General features: G+C 41.3%; 13 protein-coding genes and 8 tRNA genes. 17 read left to right on the top strand and 4 right to left on the bottom strand.

What is annotated here, in order from left to right; genetic code table 11:
• Positions 1 to 31 precede the first annotated feature (31 nt).
• The 6 genes from pilG (at position 32) to FTU80_RS00475 (ending at position 8,624) form a co-directional block, all read left to right on the top strand.
• Positions 32 to 415, top strand: coding sequence for a twitching motility response regulator PilG (pilG, locus tag FTU80_RS00450; RefSeq protein WP_078191060.1), 384 nt, complete (start codon positions 32 to 34; stop codon positions 413 to 415).
• Positions 416 to 444: 29 nt separating this feature from the next.
• Entirely contained in the window at positions 445 to 813 is a 369-nt protein-coding gene (locus FTU80_RS00455) for a response regulator (protein ID WP_180083624.1), read from the top strand.
• A gap of 6 nt (positions 814 to 819) precedes the next feature.
• Complete coding sequence (locus FTU80_RS00460; RefSeq protein WP_078191058.1) at positions 820 to 1,356, top strand: chemotaxis protein CheW; 537 nt, start codon at positions 820 to 822, stop codon at positions 1,354 to 1,356.
• Positions 1,357 to 1,400: 44 nt separating this feature from the next.
• Positions 1,401 to 3,476: a methyl-accepting chemotaxis protein gene (locus FTU80_RS00465; protein WP_180034510.1), complete on the top strand. Its 2,076-nt coding sequence runs from the start codon at positions 1,401 to 1,403 to the stop codon at positions 3,474 to 3,476.
• Between the two features lie 162 nt (positions 3,477 to 3,638).
• The gene (locus FTU80_RS00470) at positions 3,639 to 8,153 is read left to right on the top strand and encodes an Hpt domain-containing protein (RefSeq protein WP_180083627.1); all 4,515 of its coding nucleotides are present in this window, start codon (positions 3,639 to 3,641) and stop codon (positions 8,151 to 8,153) included.
• Positions 8,154 to 8,156: 3 nt separating this feature from the next.
• Positions 8,157 to 8,624, top strand: a complete 468-nt coding sequence (locus tag FTU80_RS00475) for a hypothetical protein (RefSeq protein WP_078191055.1) — start codon at positions 8,157 to 8,159, stop codon at positions 8,622 to 8,624.
• A 69-nt stretch (positions 8,625 to 8,693) separates the two neighbouring features.
• On the opposite strand, the gene dapE is transcribed toward FTU80_RS00475, so the two are convergent.
• The 3 genes from dapE to FTU80_RS00490 form a co-directional block, all read right to left on the bottom strand.
• The gene (dapE, locus tag FTU80_RS00480) at positions 8,694 to 9,827 is read right to left on the bottom strand and encodes a succinyl-diaminopimelate desuccinylase (RefSeq protein WP_180083630.1); all 1,134 of its coding nucleotides are present in this window, start codon (positions 9,825 to 9,827) and stop codon (positions 8,694 to 8,696) included.
• 122 nt (positions 9,828 to 9,949) lie between these two features.
• Positions 9,950 to 10,099, bottom strand: coding sequence for an entericidin A/B family lipoprotein (locus FTU80_RS00485; RefSeq protein WP_078191053.1), 150 nt, complete (start codon positions 10,097 to 10,099; stop codon positions 9,950 to 9,952).
• 154 nt (positions 10,100 to 10,253) lie between these two features.
• A complete protein-coding gene (locus FTU80_RS00490; RefSeq protein ID WP_180083633.1) occupies positions 10,254 to 11,117 on the bottom strand; it encodes a DUF1853 family protein in 864 nt (287 codons plus the stop codon).
• A gap of 88 nt (positions 11,118 to 11,205) precedes the next feature.
• Between FTU80_RS00490 and FTU80_RS00495 the strand changes: the two genes are divergently transcribed.
• The 11 genes from FTU80_RS00495 (at position 11,206) to FTU80_RS00545 (ending at position 14,029) form a co-directional block, all read left to right on the top strand.
• The gene (locus FTU80_RS00495) at positions 11,206 to 11,640 is read left to right on the top strand and encodes a YbaN family protein (RefSeq protein WP_180083637.1); all 435 of its coding nucleotides are present in this window, start codon (positions 11,206 to 11,208) and stop codon (positions 11,638 to 11,640) included.
• Positions 11,633 to 12,127, top strand: coding sequence for a cell wall-recycling L,D-carboxypeptidase ElsL (elsL, locus tag FTU80_RS00500; protein WP_078192250.1), 495 nt, complete (start codon positions 11,633 to 11,635; stop codon positions 12,125 to 12,127). The genes FTU80_RS00495 and elsL overlap by 8 nt, the downstream gene beginning before the upstream one ends.
• Before the next feature lie 448 nt (positions 12,128 to 12,575).
• Positions 12,576 to 12,651: transfer RNA gene (locus FTU80_RS00505), tRNA-Val, on the top strand.
• A 29-nt stretch (positions 12,652 to 12,680) separates the two neighbouring features.
• Positions 12,681 to 12,757, top strand: a tRNA-Asp gene (locus tag FTU80_RS00510).
• Between the two features lie 47 nt (positions 12,758 to 12,804).
• A tRNA-Asp gene (locus tag FTU80_RS00515) sits at positions 12,805 to 12,881 on the top strand.
• Between the two features lie 21 nt (positions 12,882 to 12,902).
• A tRNA-Val gene (locus tag FTU80_RS00520) sits at positions 12,903 to 12,978 on the top strand.
• A gap of 13 nt (positions 12,979 to 12,991) precedes the next feature.
• Positions 12,992 to 13,068 (top strand) — tRNA-Asp (locus FTU80_RS00525).
• A gap of 31 nt (positions 13,069 to 13,099) precedes the next feature.
• Positions 13,100 to 13,175 (top strand) — tRNA-Val (locus FTU80_RS00530).
• A gap of 44 nt (positions 13,176 to 13,219) precedes the next feature.
• Positions 13,220 to 13,296 (top strand) — tRNA-Asp (locus FTU80_RS00535).
• Between the two features lie 98 nt (positions 13,297 to 13,394).
• Positions 13,395 to 13,470 (top strand) — tRNA-Val (locus tag FTU80_RS00540).
• Positions 13,471 to 13,567: 97 nt separating this feature from the next.
• The gene (locus FTU80_RS00545) at positions 13,568 to 14,029 is read left to right on the top strand and encodes a DUF2750 domain-containing protein (RefSeq protein ID WP_180007534.1); all 462 of its coding nucleotides are present in this window, start codon (positions 13,568 to 13,570) and stop codon (positions 14,027 to 14,029) included.
• A 53-nt stretch (positions 14,030 to 14,082) separates the two neighbouring features.
• Here the strand turns inward: FTU80_RS00545 and FTU80_RS00550 are convergent, their stop codons facing one another.
• Positions 14,083 to 14,853 carry a YdcF family protein gene (locus FTU80_RS00550; protein ID WP_180083640.1) on the bottom strand — a complete coding sequence of 257 codons (771 nt, stop codon included), beginning with the start codon at positions 14,851 to 14,853 and terminating at the stop codon, positions 14,083 to 14,085.
• Positions 14,854 to 14,920 lie beyond the last annotated feature (67 nt).

Below are 14,920 nucleotides of genomic sequence, written 5' to 3' on the forward strand. Positions count from 1 at the left end.
TTTGTACATCCTCAATGGGTAGGGTCAATAAATGGACGATAAATTCCAAAATCTAAAAGTCATGGTAATTGATGATTCAAAAACCATTCGTCGTACGGCCGAAACGCTGCTTCAGCGTGAAGGATGTGAAGTGGTCACTGCTGTAGATGGTTTTGAAGCACTTTCAAAAATTGCAGATGCGAATCCAGATATCGTATTTGTCGATATAATGATGCCACGTCTAGATGGCTATCAAACTTGTGCCCTGATTAAAAACTCTCAAAATTATCAAAATATTCCTGTGATTATGCTTTCAAGTAAAGATGGTTTATTTGATCAGGCGAAGGGTCGTGTTGTAGGTTCTGATGAATACTTGACTAAGCCATTCAGTAAAGATGAATTGCTGAATGCAATTCGTAATCACGTTACAGCTTAATTAGATTTTTTATTTTTTGGGGAAAAAGCATGGCACGTATCCTAATCGTTGATGATTCACCAACAGAAACATTCCGTTTTAAAGAAATTTTAAGTAAACACGGATTTGAAGTTATTGAAGCTTCAAATGGGGCAGATGGGGTGACAATGGCTCAAGCTGAGTTACCTGATTTGGTCTTAATGGATGTGGTAATGCCGGGTGTGAATGGATTCCAAGCAACACGTCAAATTGCACGTGGTGCGACCACCAAACATATCCCAATTGTCATTGTAAGTACCAAAGATCAGGCAACTGACCGTGTTTGGGGTAAACGCCAAGGTGCTTCTGATTATCTGACTAAACCTGTAGACGAAAAACAATTAATTGATGTGATTAAGCAACACCTCAATGCAGGATAAAGCTCTATGGCAGCAAATGGATTTATCGAATTACTTCGAATCGCAAAACGAGGAAACAAAAACTACGTTTCCACTGAAAATGAAGTAAACCGATGGTCAGGCATTGCTTTTGAGATGATGGGGCAATATTACGTTGCTCCTTTAGGTGAAGTAGCTGAAGTGATCTACCCACCAAAATATACGCCAGTTCCCAATACCCAACCTTGGGTGATGGGATTAGCCAATATTCGGGGACGCTTACTTTCTTTGTCTGACCTAGCACAATATATAACCGGTCATCGAAGTAGTTTTTCACCCACTCAAAAAGTTTTATGTATTAGTCATAATGACCATTATGTCGGTTTGGTAGTCGATCAAGTTTTGGGTATTCAACACTTTAATAAGAAAAGTTATTTTTCTAAACATAATGAGTTGGATCGAAATTTGCAGGAATATTGTCAGGGGTATTTCCACCAGCATAACCAGCAGTGGAATGTATTTCTCTTCAGTCGTTTACTGCAAAATCCAAAATACATGAACGCATCTATAAAATTTATAAATTAATTGTCGCGCACGAACGAAAGAAGGCGTAATCGGGGAGAAGCTGAATGGGCTTTAAACTTAAAAAGAAAAATACGGGTGAAAGCACCAGTGGTCGTAAAGGCGGTAATGCTTTTCTGGCAAAACTGCAATCACAGACAGATCAATTATCTCGAGTTTTTGGTGATAGTGAAAAATCCAAACCATTTATTTATGGTGCGATTGGTTCATTAGTACTGGCAACGATTATTTTATTATACCTATTCTATAGCGTTCCTCGCGGTAACCAATTAACGCAAAGTTTGGGTGAACTCCGTCTTCTTTCGCAAACAATTTCGCGTCAAGCAACTGAAGCAACTGCATCAGGTACTGAAGATGCAATGAAAAAATTAATTGCCTCTCAAGATTCGTTCAAAGAAAACTTAGAAACTGTAAAAGACATTCATGCAAATACAGATGCGCTGAAATCTGTAGATACGCAGTGGGCTGAGGTTTCAAAAAGTATTGACTTGATTACTTCGCAACAAAAAATCATTAATAAGTTATATGACACGAACATCGCGATTGGTGAAACCATTCCGGGGATTCAGGCTGAATATAACTTGATGGTCGACCAAATGGCACGTCAAGACATGCCTTCGAACCAGGTGGTTATTGCGAAAAACCAGGTATTCATTGCTGAACGTATTTTACGTTCGATCAGCTCGGTGCTTTCCGGTTCTGATAGTTCACGTGAGTCTGCGGATGACTTTAGTGCCGATACTGAAACCTTCGGTTTGTACTTAAATGCCCAATTGGATGGTAGTACAGAGCTTGGTGTACAACGTATTGAAAGCCCTGAATTACGTGAGTCTCTTGAAGGTATTAAAGCTGAATATGACGATGTATTAAAATCAGCGGCTGCGACAATTTTGAAAAACTCAACGCAAATTGTGAACGTACGTAAAGCATCTTCACAAATTTTTGCTGAGTCAGACAAATTATTGGACAACTTAAATCAATTGTCTTCTAGCACAGGTCTGAAAACCATTTTACCTGCGGTAATGTTGATTCTTGCTTTAACAGCCTTCTTGATCTGTGTGTTCAAACTTCTTTCTTTACGTGGTCAATCGGATAAATTCCGTGTAACCCGTCTTCAAGAAGAATATGACCGTAACCAGAACGCGATTTTACGTTTACTCGATGAAATTGCCGATCTTGCAGACGGTGACTTACGTTCGTATGCGACGGTATCTGAAGACTTTACTGGTGCGATTGCCGACTCGATTAACTTCGCAATCGACCAATTACGTGACCTTGTATCGCGTATTACAGAAACTTCTCAAGAAGTTGCGCAATATACGGCGAATACGCAGGGTATTACCAACCAGCTTGCAGAAGCCTCTGAACATCAGGCGCAAGAGATTGCTGGTGCATCTGCCGCGATTAACGAAATGGCAATGTCGATTGACCAAGTATCTTCGAACGCTGAAGAATCAGCTGTTGTAGCAGAACGTTCTGTACAAATTGCTGCAAACGGTGCAGATGTCGTAAACCGTTCAATTGAAGGTATGGACACGATTCGTGAACAGATTCAGGAAACTTCAAAACGTATTAAACGTTTGGGTGAGTCTTCTCAAGAGATTGGTAACATTGTCGCACTGATTAACGATATTGCCGACCAAACAAACATCTTGGCATTAAACGCAGCAATTCAGGCGTCGATGGCGGGTGAAGCAGGTCGTGGTTTCGCCGTGGTAGCGGATGAGGTACAGCGTCTTGCGGAACGTTCAGCGTCTGCAACCAAACAGATTGAAGGCTTGGTAAAAACCATTCAAACGGATACCAACGAAGCCGTAATTTCAATGGAACAAACGACTTCGGAAGTTGTACGTGGTGCGAACTTGTCTAAGGATGCCGGCGTAGCACTGGATGAAATTCAGTCTGTATCGGGTAACTTGGCGAAACTGATTGCAAACATTTCGGATGCTGCAAAACTTCAGTCTGCTTCAGCAGGTCATATTGCGACAACGATGAACGTTGTACAAGAAATTACCTCGCAAACCACCAGTGCAACATTTGATACTGCACGTTCGGTATCTGAATTGGCGAATATGGCTGAATCATTACGTGAATCTGTATCTGACTTTAAACTCCCAGAGTAAGTCAGGCGCAAACCTGTAGTACCTTAGCTGCGGCTAGGGTACTGCACCGATTACAGATAACACATCGATAAGGTGAACTTAACGTCACAGTTAAGTCTTAGGTGATGGTTACAATTAAGTTTGAGCAACCTTCTTGGTGGCAAAACATAAGAAGCCTTAGCTATGAAAGAAATATTAAAAAATTTAGTTGAAACAACTACGCTTCCTGAAGATAGTTATCTTGATCAAGATGCAGAAATTTTAGAGATTTTTGTTGAAGAAATAGAAGAAATCTTTGAAGAACTGGCGGGTTTATTTACAACTTGGTTGGAAAATCCACAAGATAAAGACACTTTAACGACGATTCGTCGTCATTTCCATACCCTGAAAGGTTCAGGTCGTATGGTCGGGGCAAAATCGGCGGGTGAAACTGCATGGGCAGTTGAAGATACGCTGAACCGTGTCATTGCGGGTTCAGTACAGTTAACGCCGACCGTTCAAAAGTTTGCACAAACAGTTTTAAATGTTTATCAATATAAGCTCTATCCACGGTTTAAAAATGTTGCCGAATTGGATGTTGACTTACGTCCATTGGTTTTAATGGGGCAACAATTACAACAAAATATTAGCCTTGAGCCTGCACTCGAAGAATTATTAAAACTGGCAGATCAATTAAAATCTGAAGATGGTGTCACTGGTTTAGAACTGACTGATGTTGAAGCTACAGCACCTGTAGAAGTGCTTGAAAACACGATTAATGAGGTTGTTGAATCAGAACCTGCTCCTGAACAAGTGGATGCAGATGCATCACTGGTCGAAGAGACAGTGAGCATTTTTATTGAAGAAGCTGAAGAACATCTACAAACGATTGATCAGTTCCTCCAATCTGATGACAGTAAATCACAAGATTATAATGGTTTGATTCGCGCGCTACACACCTTGCGTGGTAGTTCGTCGATGGCGCAAATCGAAGAGATTTTTGAAGCCAGTTCAAAAGTTGAAAACTTATTCAAAACCTTATTACAAGACGAAATCGTATCGAGCTCGAAAGAAACTGCTTTATTGATTCAATATGCTGAATTTGTTCGTGATTATTTGCACGTGCTGCGTTCAGGGGATAAGGCAAATCTTGCATCTATTTATGAAACCTTCAAAGCTGCTTGGGATGATTATGGTTTTGCTAGCCAAGATCAATTGGCGCCTGAAGATAATCCGCAAGGTTTGGTTTCTAAACTAATCGAATTAAATATTGATCAGTTATTAGATGCTGAATTTGAGTTTGATAAACGTGCCCTTGCTGAATTCCCAGACTATATTCAACAGCTCAGTCAGCAAGCTTTAGAGTTGATTGAACATACGGATAATCGTGCGTCTGTTGGAATCCATGATTTTACAACTCAATTGCGTGCAGCGTATCAGTCTTTAGTTGAAAAGCCTGAATTACTCCATGCTGATTATGGCTATGAGTTATTTGCGCAAGCACATCAAGAGTTTATTCACTTATTTGACACCTTAGCTGCGGGTCAGCGTGTAGTGTTAAGTGAAGAGGTTCAACGTTTCTTAAATGAGCTGACTGCATTTGTTCAACAAGACATTGAAGCAGTTGCAGCGACGACAACACCAGAAGCCCATGTAGTTGCTGAACCTGTTGCCACAGTAGAAGATAAAGCCGCTGTTCCAAATACAACAGCAGTAGACTTTGCTCAATTAAGTCAGCGTATTCAACTTGATCATCAACAGATGCAAGCGGCGGATGCGAATAATGACTTTGATGAAGATCTTTTGGGGATCTTTATTGAAGAGGCTGAAGAATTATTGGTGGGGATTGACCAAGACCTCAGTACTTGGACGCGCGATCAAACCAATACTTCAGCTTTGAATAATTTAATGCGCTATTTGCATACCTTAAAAGGTGGTGCAAATATGATTGCCGCGTCTCATGTGGGTTTGATTTCGCATGAATTGGAATCAATTTATGAGCGCATTATTCGTCAGCAAATTTCGAATACTCCTGCGTTAATTCAAATTATTCGTTTGGTGCAAGATGATATTTCAGATCGTATTCAAACCATTCGTGACCAAGGGATCGACTACCCTGCGAATAATGTGATCGATATTCTAAGGAATATTCAGTCAATTGTGGCAGGAGAGCGTTCAGAACCTGTTGCATTGGCTTCGGCTCCTATTTCAGCTGAAACTCTACAAGCTACAGTAGAGCCAGATGTGTCGGTGTCAGAGCCGATGGATGCTGCTGAAGACACTGCAGAAGCAGTGATTGAAGCTCAAACGACTGCTCACACTGAGTCTGCTGTTGAACATCTTGAACATGCGGTTGCTGAACATGTTGAGCATCCAGATGACGATCTACGTTCTGTCATGGAAGAAACCTTCCTTGAAGAGTCTGAGGAAATTCTTGAACAAGCCGTTCAATTATTAAATCAATGGACTGAACAACGTAGTGACCGTAACGTATTGCTTCAATTACAACGTGCTGCCCACAGTATTAAGGGTGGTGCGCGTATGGTTGAAAATGAACCTGTTGCCGCAATTGCGTATCAACTTGAGACGACGTTTGAGCATTTTGCGGTTCATCATTTCAACTCAAATGCATATGACGGCTTACTCAAAACGACGTTGGCATGGTTAAAAGAAGCAATCTTCAACCATGACTATAGTAATTTTGACAGCATCAAATTGAGCTTAGAATCCATTCAGTATGTGGATGTTACGGTTCAATTGCCAAACCGTGTTGCAGAATTAGAACAAGGTATTGTCAGTAAAGGCTTTGAATTTATTCAAGGTGATGGTGTTGAACCTCCATCTATGTTGGGTGAATGGTCTGAAGCCAATTCTTCTGATAACAGTAATGAGATGATTCGTATTTCGGCTGATCTCGTCGAGAAGATGATTGACTTATCAGGCGAAAACTCGATTAACCGTTCACGTATTGAGATGGACTTAGGTCAGCTAGGCAATACCTTGAATGAAATGGAGTTAGCAATTAAGCGACTTGCTGACCAGTTACGTCGAATGGATGGTGAGCTTGAGTCACAAATTATTGCCAAACATGGTTCTGAAAATTCACGCTATGCGGATTTCGACCCATTGGAGATGGACCAATATTCATCGATTAACCAATTGTCAAAATCTCTAGCCGAATCTGCGTCGGATTTGGTTGACTTCAAGAGTACTTTGGCAGAAAAAATCCGTGATGCGGAAGGTTTGTTATTACAGCAATCACGTATTCAGTCAGAAATTCAAGAAAGTCTGATGCGTACCCGTTTGGTGCCATTTGATCGTTTGTTACCACGTTTACAACGTATTGTGCGTCAAACTTCTTCGACCTTGAACCGTCCTGCAGAATTGATTGTTCAAAATACAGAAGGTGAATTGGACCGTACGATCTTAGAGCGTTTGGTGACACCATTTGAACATATGCTGCGTAATGCGGTCGACCATGGTTTAGAAGATACTGCTGACCGTTTGGCTTTGAAAAAGCCAGAAGTGGGTAGCATCGTCTTGAACATTAGTCGTCAGGGTACTGATGTACTGGTGTCTTTCAGTGATGATGGTAAAGGGATTGATGAAACCAAAATTAAAGACAAAGCCTTAAAACTTGGTTTAATCAAAGCGGATCAGTTCCTCGATAAACAAGAAATCTTGCAATTGATCTTCCATCCAGGTTTCTCAACGGCACAAGCGGTAACGCAAATTTCGGGTCGTGGTGTTGGTCTGGATGTGGTGCAAAGTGAAATTAAAGCCTTGGGTGGTCATGTTTCCGTTGAGTCTGAGTTAGGTAAAGGGACGACCTTTACCATTCGTGTACCAACGACAGTAGCGGTCAGCGATGCCTTGATGGTGAAAGCGGGCGATCAGCAATATGCGATTTCATTAGCGCAAATTGAACGTATTGTCCGTATTGCACCTACGGCACTCGAAACTTATTTCAATAGTAATGATGACGTGTTTAAAATTGACAACACCAATTACAAATTACGTTATCTATCAGAGTTTGTGGGTAATCAGCCAATTCCACGTTTAAATAATGTCGGCCATTCATTGCCTGTACTACTAATTAAAGGCAACAGTGGTCAAACCATTGCTTTATTGGTCGATCAGCTGGTGGGTTCACGTTCTCAAATCGTGGTGAAACCAATTGGTCAACAATTTACCAGTGTAGCCGCGATTGCAGGTGCCACGATTCTAGGTGATGGTCATGTATGTTTGATTTTGGATGGGCAAAATATTGCACGTCAAATTCAAACTACGCAGCGTGTTAAACATTCAGCTGAACAGCGTGATTTGGGACGTCAAGCCAATGCGCGTCGTTTAGTGATGATTGTCGATGACTCGGTAACTGTACGTAAAGTGACTTCACGCTTACTTGAACGTCAAGGTTATGACATTGTGACAGCGAAAGATGGTGTGGATGCAATTGAGCAGCTTGAAAATGTCCGTCCAGACTTGATGCTACTCGATATTGAAATGCCACGTATGGATGGTTTCGAAGTGACTAACTTAGTCCGTCACCACGACATTCACCGTGACTTGCCAATCATTATGATTACATCGCGTACAGGTGAAAAACATCGTGAGCGTGCATTTAGCTTAGGTGTGACTCACTATATGGGTAAACCGTTCCAAGAAGCTGAATTGCTTGCCAATATTGAAGCTTTAATTGCAGAAAAGCAGGGGTAATCTATGAGCCAAAATACTGTTTCTCAGGTTGTCAGTGATAAAATTGATCAGCAGGAACTGCAACATCTCATTACGGTATCTACCGGGTTTATCGATGCATATATCATTGATTGTCATGGTAAAGAGCCAATGTTGTTGCCACAAAATATTGTGCTATCAGCGCTCGATAGTGCAACCAAGGTTCCTTTTGTTGAATGGCATGAATTGAAATTGCCTGTTTTCTCGGTCAATGATCCTGCAAAAAATCAGGGCGTGGCTTTGGTGATTGAAGGCGATGATGTTGGGCAGCGTTTTGCACTGATGTGTAATGAAATGCCGAAAACCATTCGTCTGCGTATTTCTGAAGTGGTTGATGAAGAAAAAGCTGTGAAAGACGCCAATATTTTCCAATATGTACGCATGGCCGATCAGGTATTTCATATTCCAAATTTAGCTAATATTCAAAACAGTATTGGGCTTCAAGCAGCTTAGTATTTGCAAAACGCGATATAAAAAAAGGAACTCAATGGAGTTCCTTTTTTTTGACTATGCAGGGAATATTTAAGCCAACAGGTTTTCTAAAATCTTTTCGTAAATTTCAGAAAGTGGCTCCAATTCTTCCACATTGACATGTTCATTGATTTGGTGAATCGTGGCATTTAAAACACCCAGTTCAAGCACCTGCGCACCTGTAGGCGCAATGAATCGACCATCAGAAGTACCACCACTGGTCGAAAGTTCAGTTTCAGTCCCAGTAACTTCTCGAATGGCATCACGTGCGGCATTCACTAACTCACCTACAGGGGTTAGGAATGGCAAACCAGATAACGTCCAAGAGATGTCATATTCAACGCCATGACGATCTAGAATTTCTAAGGTACGTGCTTTGAGTTCATCTGCCGTTACTTCAGTTGAATAACGGAAGTTAAACAGTAGATTCATCGTGCCCGGAACAACGTTGGTTGCACCTGTACCGGCATTGATATTGGAAATTTGGAACGACGTTGCAGGGAAGTATTCGTTACCATTGTCCCACACGGTATCGCAAAGTTCAGCCAGTGCTTTTGACGCAGTATGGATTGGGTTTATTGCTAGATGTGGGTAAGCAACGTGCCCTTGTTTACCTTTAACCGTTAAATTGGCATTTAGCGAACCACGACGACCATTTTTAACAATATCGCCAAGTGTTTTAGTACTAGAAGGTTCACCCACCAAACACCACGTCATTTTTTCATTACGCGCTTCTAACGTTTCAACAACTTTGACGGTCCCGTTGATCGAAGGGCCTTCTTCGTCAGAGGTAATGAGAAAGGCAATCGAACCTTTATGATTTGGATGCTTCGCAACAAAACGTTCTGAAGCGACAACCATAGCTGCCAACGCGGTTTTCATATCTGCACTGCCACGACCATACAGTTTACCGTCGCGAATTTCAGGAAGAAATGGGTCAGAACCCCATGCATCCAAGTTACCCGTAGGTACTACATCAGTATGACCTGCAAAACAAAATACTGGTGCTTCAGTCCCTTTACGTGCCCAAAGATTATCTACATCATCAAAACGCATATTTTCAATGTTAAAGCCAATCTTGGCTAAACGTTCCGCCATAATGTTCTGGCAGGTATGGTCAATCGGTGTCACCGACGGTTGGCGAAGTAGTTCTAGGCTGAGATCAAGAGTTGCTGTTGAGGTCATGCTAAATACAGAAGTCAAAAATGTCGCAATATAATAGGCGAATCGACAAGCGAAGGGAAATTTAGACGTAAAAAAACCCTATTTAAAAAATAGGGCTCTTTTATAAATTCTTGGGAAAGAAATTAATTGCGGCGAATTTCTTCCGAAGTTTTCTCAGCAGTATTGGTTACAGCATCTCCAGCTTTAGATACGTCTTTACCAACACCTTTTACTGTATTACAACCTGTCAGTACGAAAGCAACCATAAGTGATGCAGCTAAAATTTTTTTCATTGAATGTAATCTCCATTATGAAAGAATAATTTTTAGAGGACTAAATTATTCTGTTGTGAGATTTAGATTAAAAAATAGCCGTATCAAACAGTAGGTGGTTTTTACGGTGGTTGAGTAAATAAATGTAAATTTCTACTAAATGGTGCATTGAGTCTTAAATTGTTTGCGGCAAAACCAAGCGTGGCTGTCTATACATATAATAGCTTTCATCACTGTCTTTTTTATATAAACCATCTGTCCACCAATGTGCGGTTGCACTCGTCGGTTGCTGCTGCACGCAGATCCATTCATGTCGTTGTAGGCGATAGTAACCTTGACTTTTTGAGGGAATGACATGTCCCCATTGACCTATTCTACGCGCAGGATTGACCCAGTTTGGCAATGCGTTGGTACGCTGAATAGGTAAATATAATTGGCCCTTTAAAACGCAATAGCGCTGTTGAATCTGCTGCCCAAATGCTTCATCAAATTGGAATTGTTTTTGGGTAAAATGATTAAGCTTTCGAGCCAAAGTATCACTACGATTTAAGCCATACCAATAGGGTAATTGAAAATCGCGCTCTGCTAGATAGTATTTTAAAGCCACTTCCCAATGTTCAACTTCACCACTTTCAGTATTTTTTAAAACAAAGTCGAGTTCACCTACTGTACGAGGGCCGTCAATTTTTTGAATGCTATGTCCGAGTAACTGGTAGGGATGGTATGGGTGATCGAGAAGCCAAAACCATATAAACATTTCGAAACGTAAACCAAGGCGAGTACTTTTTAATTTTTGTAAAAATTCTACTAATGAACTTGGGTGTTGTTCGAGTTGTTTTAAACGGGGAAGGTAGGCTTCAAAATGTTTTTGCCAAAGCTCGTTTGGATGAAAATGAAAGGGATAGCGGATTTCGAGTTCATTGGGAATTTGCTGCAGAATATTTGGGCTAGCAATACAGAAAGCTAATTGGCGAACTAAGGGCTGTTTAAATTGCAACCATGGCTCAAAATAAGACGATGTTGTCGGGGCTACAGCCATATTGAAACCTTTTGAATAATGCAGAATAACAACGGATAATTGTTAAAAACATCTTATACTACCTGAATTGAAAGTTCAGGGTAGCGGTATGAAGACGTTGTTTTGGCGAAGCTTAGTGGTTGTCTTTGTCATTTTAGGCTTTATAGGGGCTTTATTGCCGGGAATGCCCACGACAGTCTTCTTAATATTAGCGGCATGGGCGGCTTCAAAAGGTTGGCCTCAAATGGATGCTTGGTTGTTGAATCATCCTAAATATGGGCCAACCTTACGCGCTTGGCGCGAAAATGGCACAGTCCCACGCAAAGCAAAATGGTTTGCATCGATCATGATGTTTGTGAGTGGTCTGATTATGCTTTTTACATCAGCACCGATTGCCGTCAAGATTTTCACTGACTTAACCATGTTGATTGTTGGCATTTGGTTATGGACACGACCAGAGCCAAATCAGATGCGGACTATTGAACATTCGCCGCAGACTAAACCACAAGATAAAGATAAGCAGAAAGAGCAAGAGCATGTCTGAATATACCCAAGATCAAGCAGATATCCTGATTAACTTGAAAGATCAAACTTTAACTTTGCCGAAACTGAATAAGTTTTACCTCATTTCATCGGGTAAAAATGGCATTGGTGAGCAGGAAAATAGTGGCAAGACGCCACGAGGCTGGCATCAAGTGGCTGAAAAGTTTGGTGGACAACAACCTCAAAATGCAGTTTTTAAAGCACGTCAGTGGACCGGAGAGGTTTACGACGAGCAACTTGCTGCATCACACCCTGATCGGGATTGGATTTTATCTCGAATATTATGGCTCAGTGGTTTAGAACCCGGCTTTAATGCAGGTGAGGGCTGTGATACTTATCAACGTTATATTTATATCCATGGCACACCAGATCGCGAGCCTATGGGCATACCGATGTCACATGGTTGTATTCGCATGCGAAACAGCGATGTTGTAGAACTTTATCAATTGATTCCATTAAATGCTTTGGTTTACATCACTGAACATTGAACACGTCGTTAAAAGCACAAGCCATGAAAGCCGAAATTCATGACATCAAACCATGGTTTGAAGAATTAAAGTGAGTTTGAAAGGCGTTTTTTGTCAGAAGTAATACACGCAAACTAACAGAAAATCGTGTTTGAATGTATTTTGTACACTGTGGTGTTTTAGAATGTAGTGTATGTGATGAATTAATCGTCGGTTCGCTGAATGATTAGTTATGAGTCCACGCGAAAAACTGTTTTTTATGTGAATGATGCAGAATATAAGTCATATTTTTAGTAATAAATTTACAGGTTTATAGCTAAAAAATGTTCAAAAATACTGATTTTTCCGCAATATAACTTATTTTTTAATCACTCAAACAGAAAAAGTGGAAAAGAGTTAGAAAAGCGTTTGACAGACCGTGAGGATTCTCTATAATGCACCTCATCAAACGATGAACATGTTTTGAAAAGGGCGCTTAGCTCAGTTGGTAGAGCGTCTGCCTTACAAGCAGAATGTCGGCGGTTCGATCCCGTCAGCGCCCACCAAACCTTTTCAGCGTTAAGATATTTAGAGTGCAGCGGTAGTTCAGTTGGTTAGAATACCGGCCTGTCACGCCGGGGGTCGCGGGTTCGAGTCCCGTCCGCTGCGCCACTTTAAATCTTGATTCGTTTGAACCACAATAGCGACATTGTGTAAGTGCAGCGGTAGTTCAGTTGGTTAGAATACCGGCCTGTCACGCCGGGGGTCGCGGGTTCGAGTCCCGTCCGCTGCGCCATTTACATGATAGACCTTTTGAGGGCGCTTAGCTCAGTTGGTAGAGCGTCTGCCTTACAAGCAGAATGTCGGCGGTTCGATCCCGTCAGCGCCCACCATATTTTTTGCGATGCAGCGGTAGTTCAGTTGGTTAGAATACCGGCCTGTCACGCCGGGGGTCGCGGGTTCGAGTCCCGTCCGCTGCGCCATTTCAAAGAATATAATTGTTGTACCCTTTAAGGGCGCTTAGCTCAGTTGGTAGAGCGTCTGCCTTACAAGCAGAATGTCGGCGGTTCGATCCCGTCAGCGCCCACCATATCTTTTAAGATATAGGTTGTGTTTCGAAAGAAACTACGTGATGCAGCGGTAGTTCAGTTGGTTAGAATACCGGCCTGTCACGCCGGGGGTCGCGGGTTCGAGTCCCGTCCGCTGCGCCATTTATCTTAAAAATCTCTGTTCAAGAGAATGCCTTTAGAAAAATCTTTGATTTTTCTCTTGCGCTCAGACAAGGCTTCGCTTTGTTACTCTTCGCTCAGGGCGCTTAGCTCAGTTGGTAGAGCGTCTGCCTTACAAGCAGAATGTCGGCGGTTCGATCCCGTCAGCGCCCACCATATTCTTCTATAGAAACTTCTTTATCCAAAAGCTTGCCTAAATTTTCTGATTTACATAGAATCCGCTCTATAATAATTTTAATATTGTATGTGATCTATGAGAAATCCATATCAGCGCAAGGCAGCGTCTAAAACTCAAACTACAAATTACAATCCTCAAGAAACCTATAAACAATTTATTGAAAATATGGTCGCTCAAGGTGGCGTGATTGCGTTATATCAAGATGGTTGGGCACTTTGTGCGACACCTACAGGTCAACGTTCCTTCGCCATTTGGCAAAACCGTGGTTTGGCACGTTTATTAATTAAAGACAATTGGTCCAATTATGAAATTCAGGAAATTTCATTAAAAGACTTTATCGAAAAAGTCATTCCGTTTTTACGCAGCGAGAGCACTACAGTATCTTTAGATTTAACCCCAGAAGGACAAAATATTTTGGTTGCACCTGAAAAGATGCTGTTAGATATTAAAAATTATTTATATCAAGTTTATCAACAGCGCCCAGAAGTATTTGAAAACCTTAAAATTCCTTTGCCACGTAGTATTCGTTTAAATTAATGGTTTATTTACAGCATAAAAAGCCCTTGTTTACTGATCAAACAAGGGCTTTTTTAATATTCATTGAGTACAAAACCACTCAAAAAGGCAAAATATTCACGTAACCAAGAGTTGTAGCGGATGTAAAGCGGTGTAGGTGCTGCAATGGTATACACTTGTGTATAGCCTAACTTTCGTGCAATTGCTTTTGCACGTGGGAGGTGAAAATCACTACTGGCAATCGCAATGGGGGCATCAAGAGAAATCTGATGTTGTTTTAAAATCATTTTACTGTTGATCAGGTTGAGCTCTGTACTGGTACTTTTGCTTTCTTCATATACACGTGCCGCTGAAATGTCATAGTGTTGAAGTAAATAGCGCTTCATGACAGAAGATTCGGTTATTTTTTCATTAAAGCCTAAACCACCGGTCATGATCACAATAGTATTGGGTTGTTGCAAGGCATACGGTGCTGCGGCATCGAGACGCGCCTTTAATGTCGGAGAGGGTTGACCATTTTCAATACCACTACCCAAAACGATGATGGCTTGGACGGAAGTAAATGGCTTGGATTGCTGGCTATTGAAGTGTAAATACGCAAAAAACAGTAAAAGGCTCAATAGCCAAAGCCAAAACAACCACCATGTAGCACGCCAGAGCCTTTTGAGTTTAGGGTATTGATCTAAAATATTGTGGATTTGGGTTGAAAATAGTCCGGATAAAATAAAAATACACCCAATGACTAAGGGTAAAAGGATGCCTAAATGAATTTTATCTAATGTAAGTAACCAAATGGCATCTACGCAGAGCAGCAAGCCTACACAAAGCAGTAGTATTCTTTTCATGCAAAAAATTAAAGCAGTATCCGTATTTGGCCCAAGTATAGCGTGAAAAAAACCAGACACGAGGTCT

It is taken from the genome of Acinetobacter sp. YH12145, assembly GCF_013418335.1.
Taxonomy (GTDB): domain Bacteria; phylum Pseudomonadota; class Gammaproteobacteria; order Pseudomonadales; family Moraxellaceae; genus Acinetobacter; species Acinetobacter amyesii.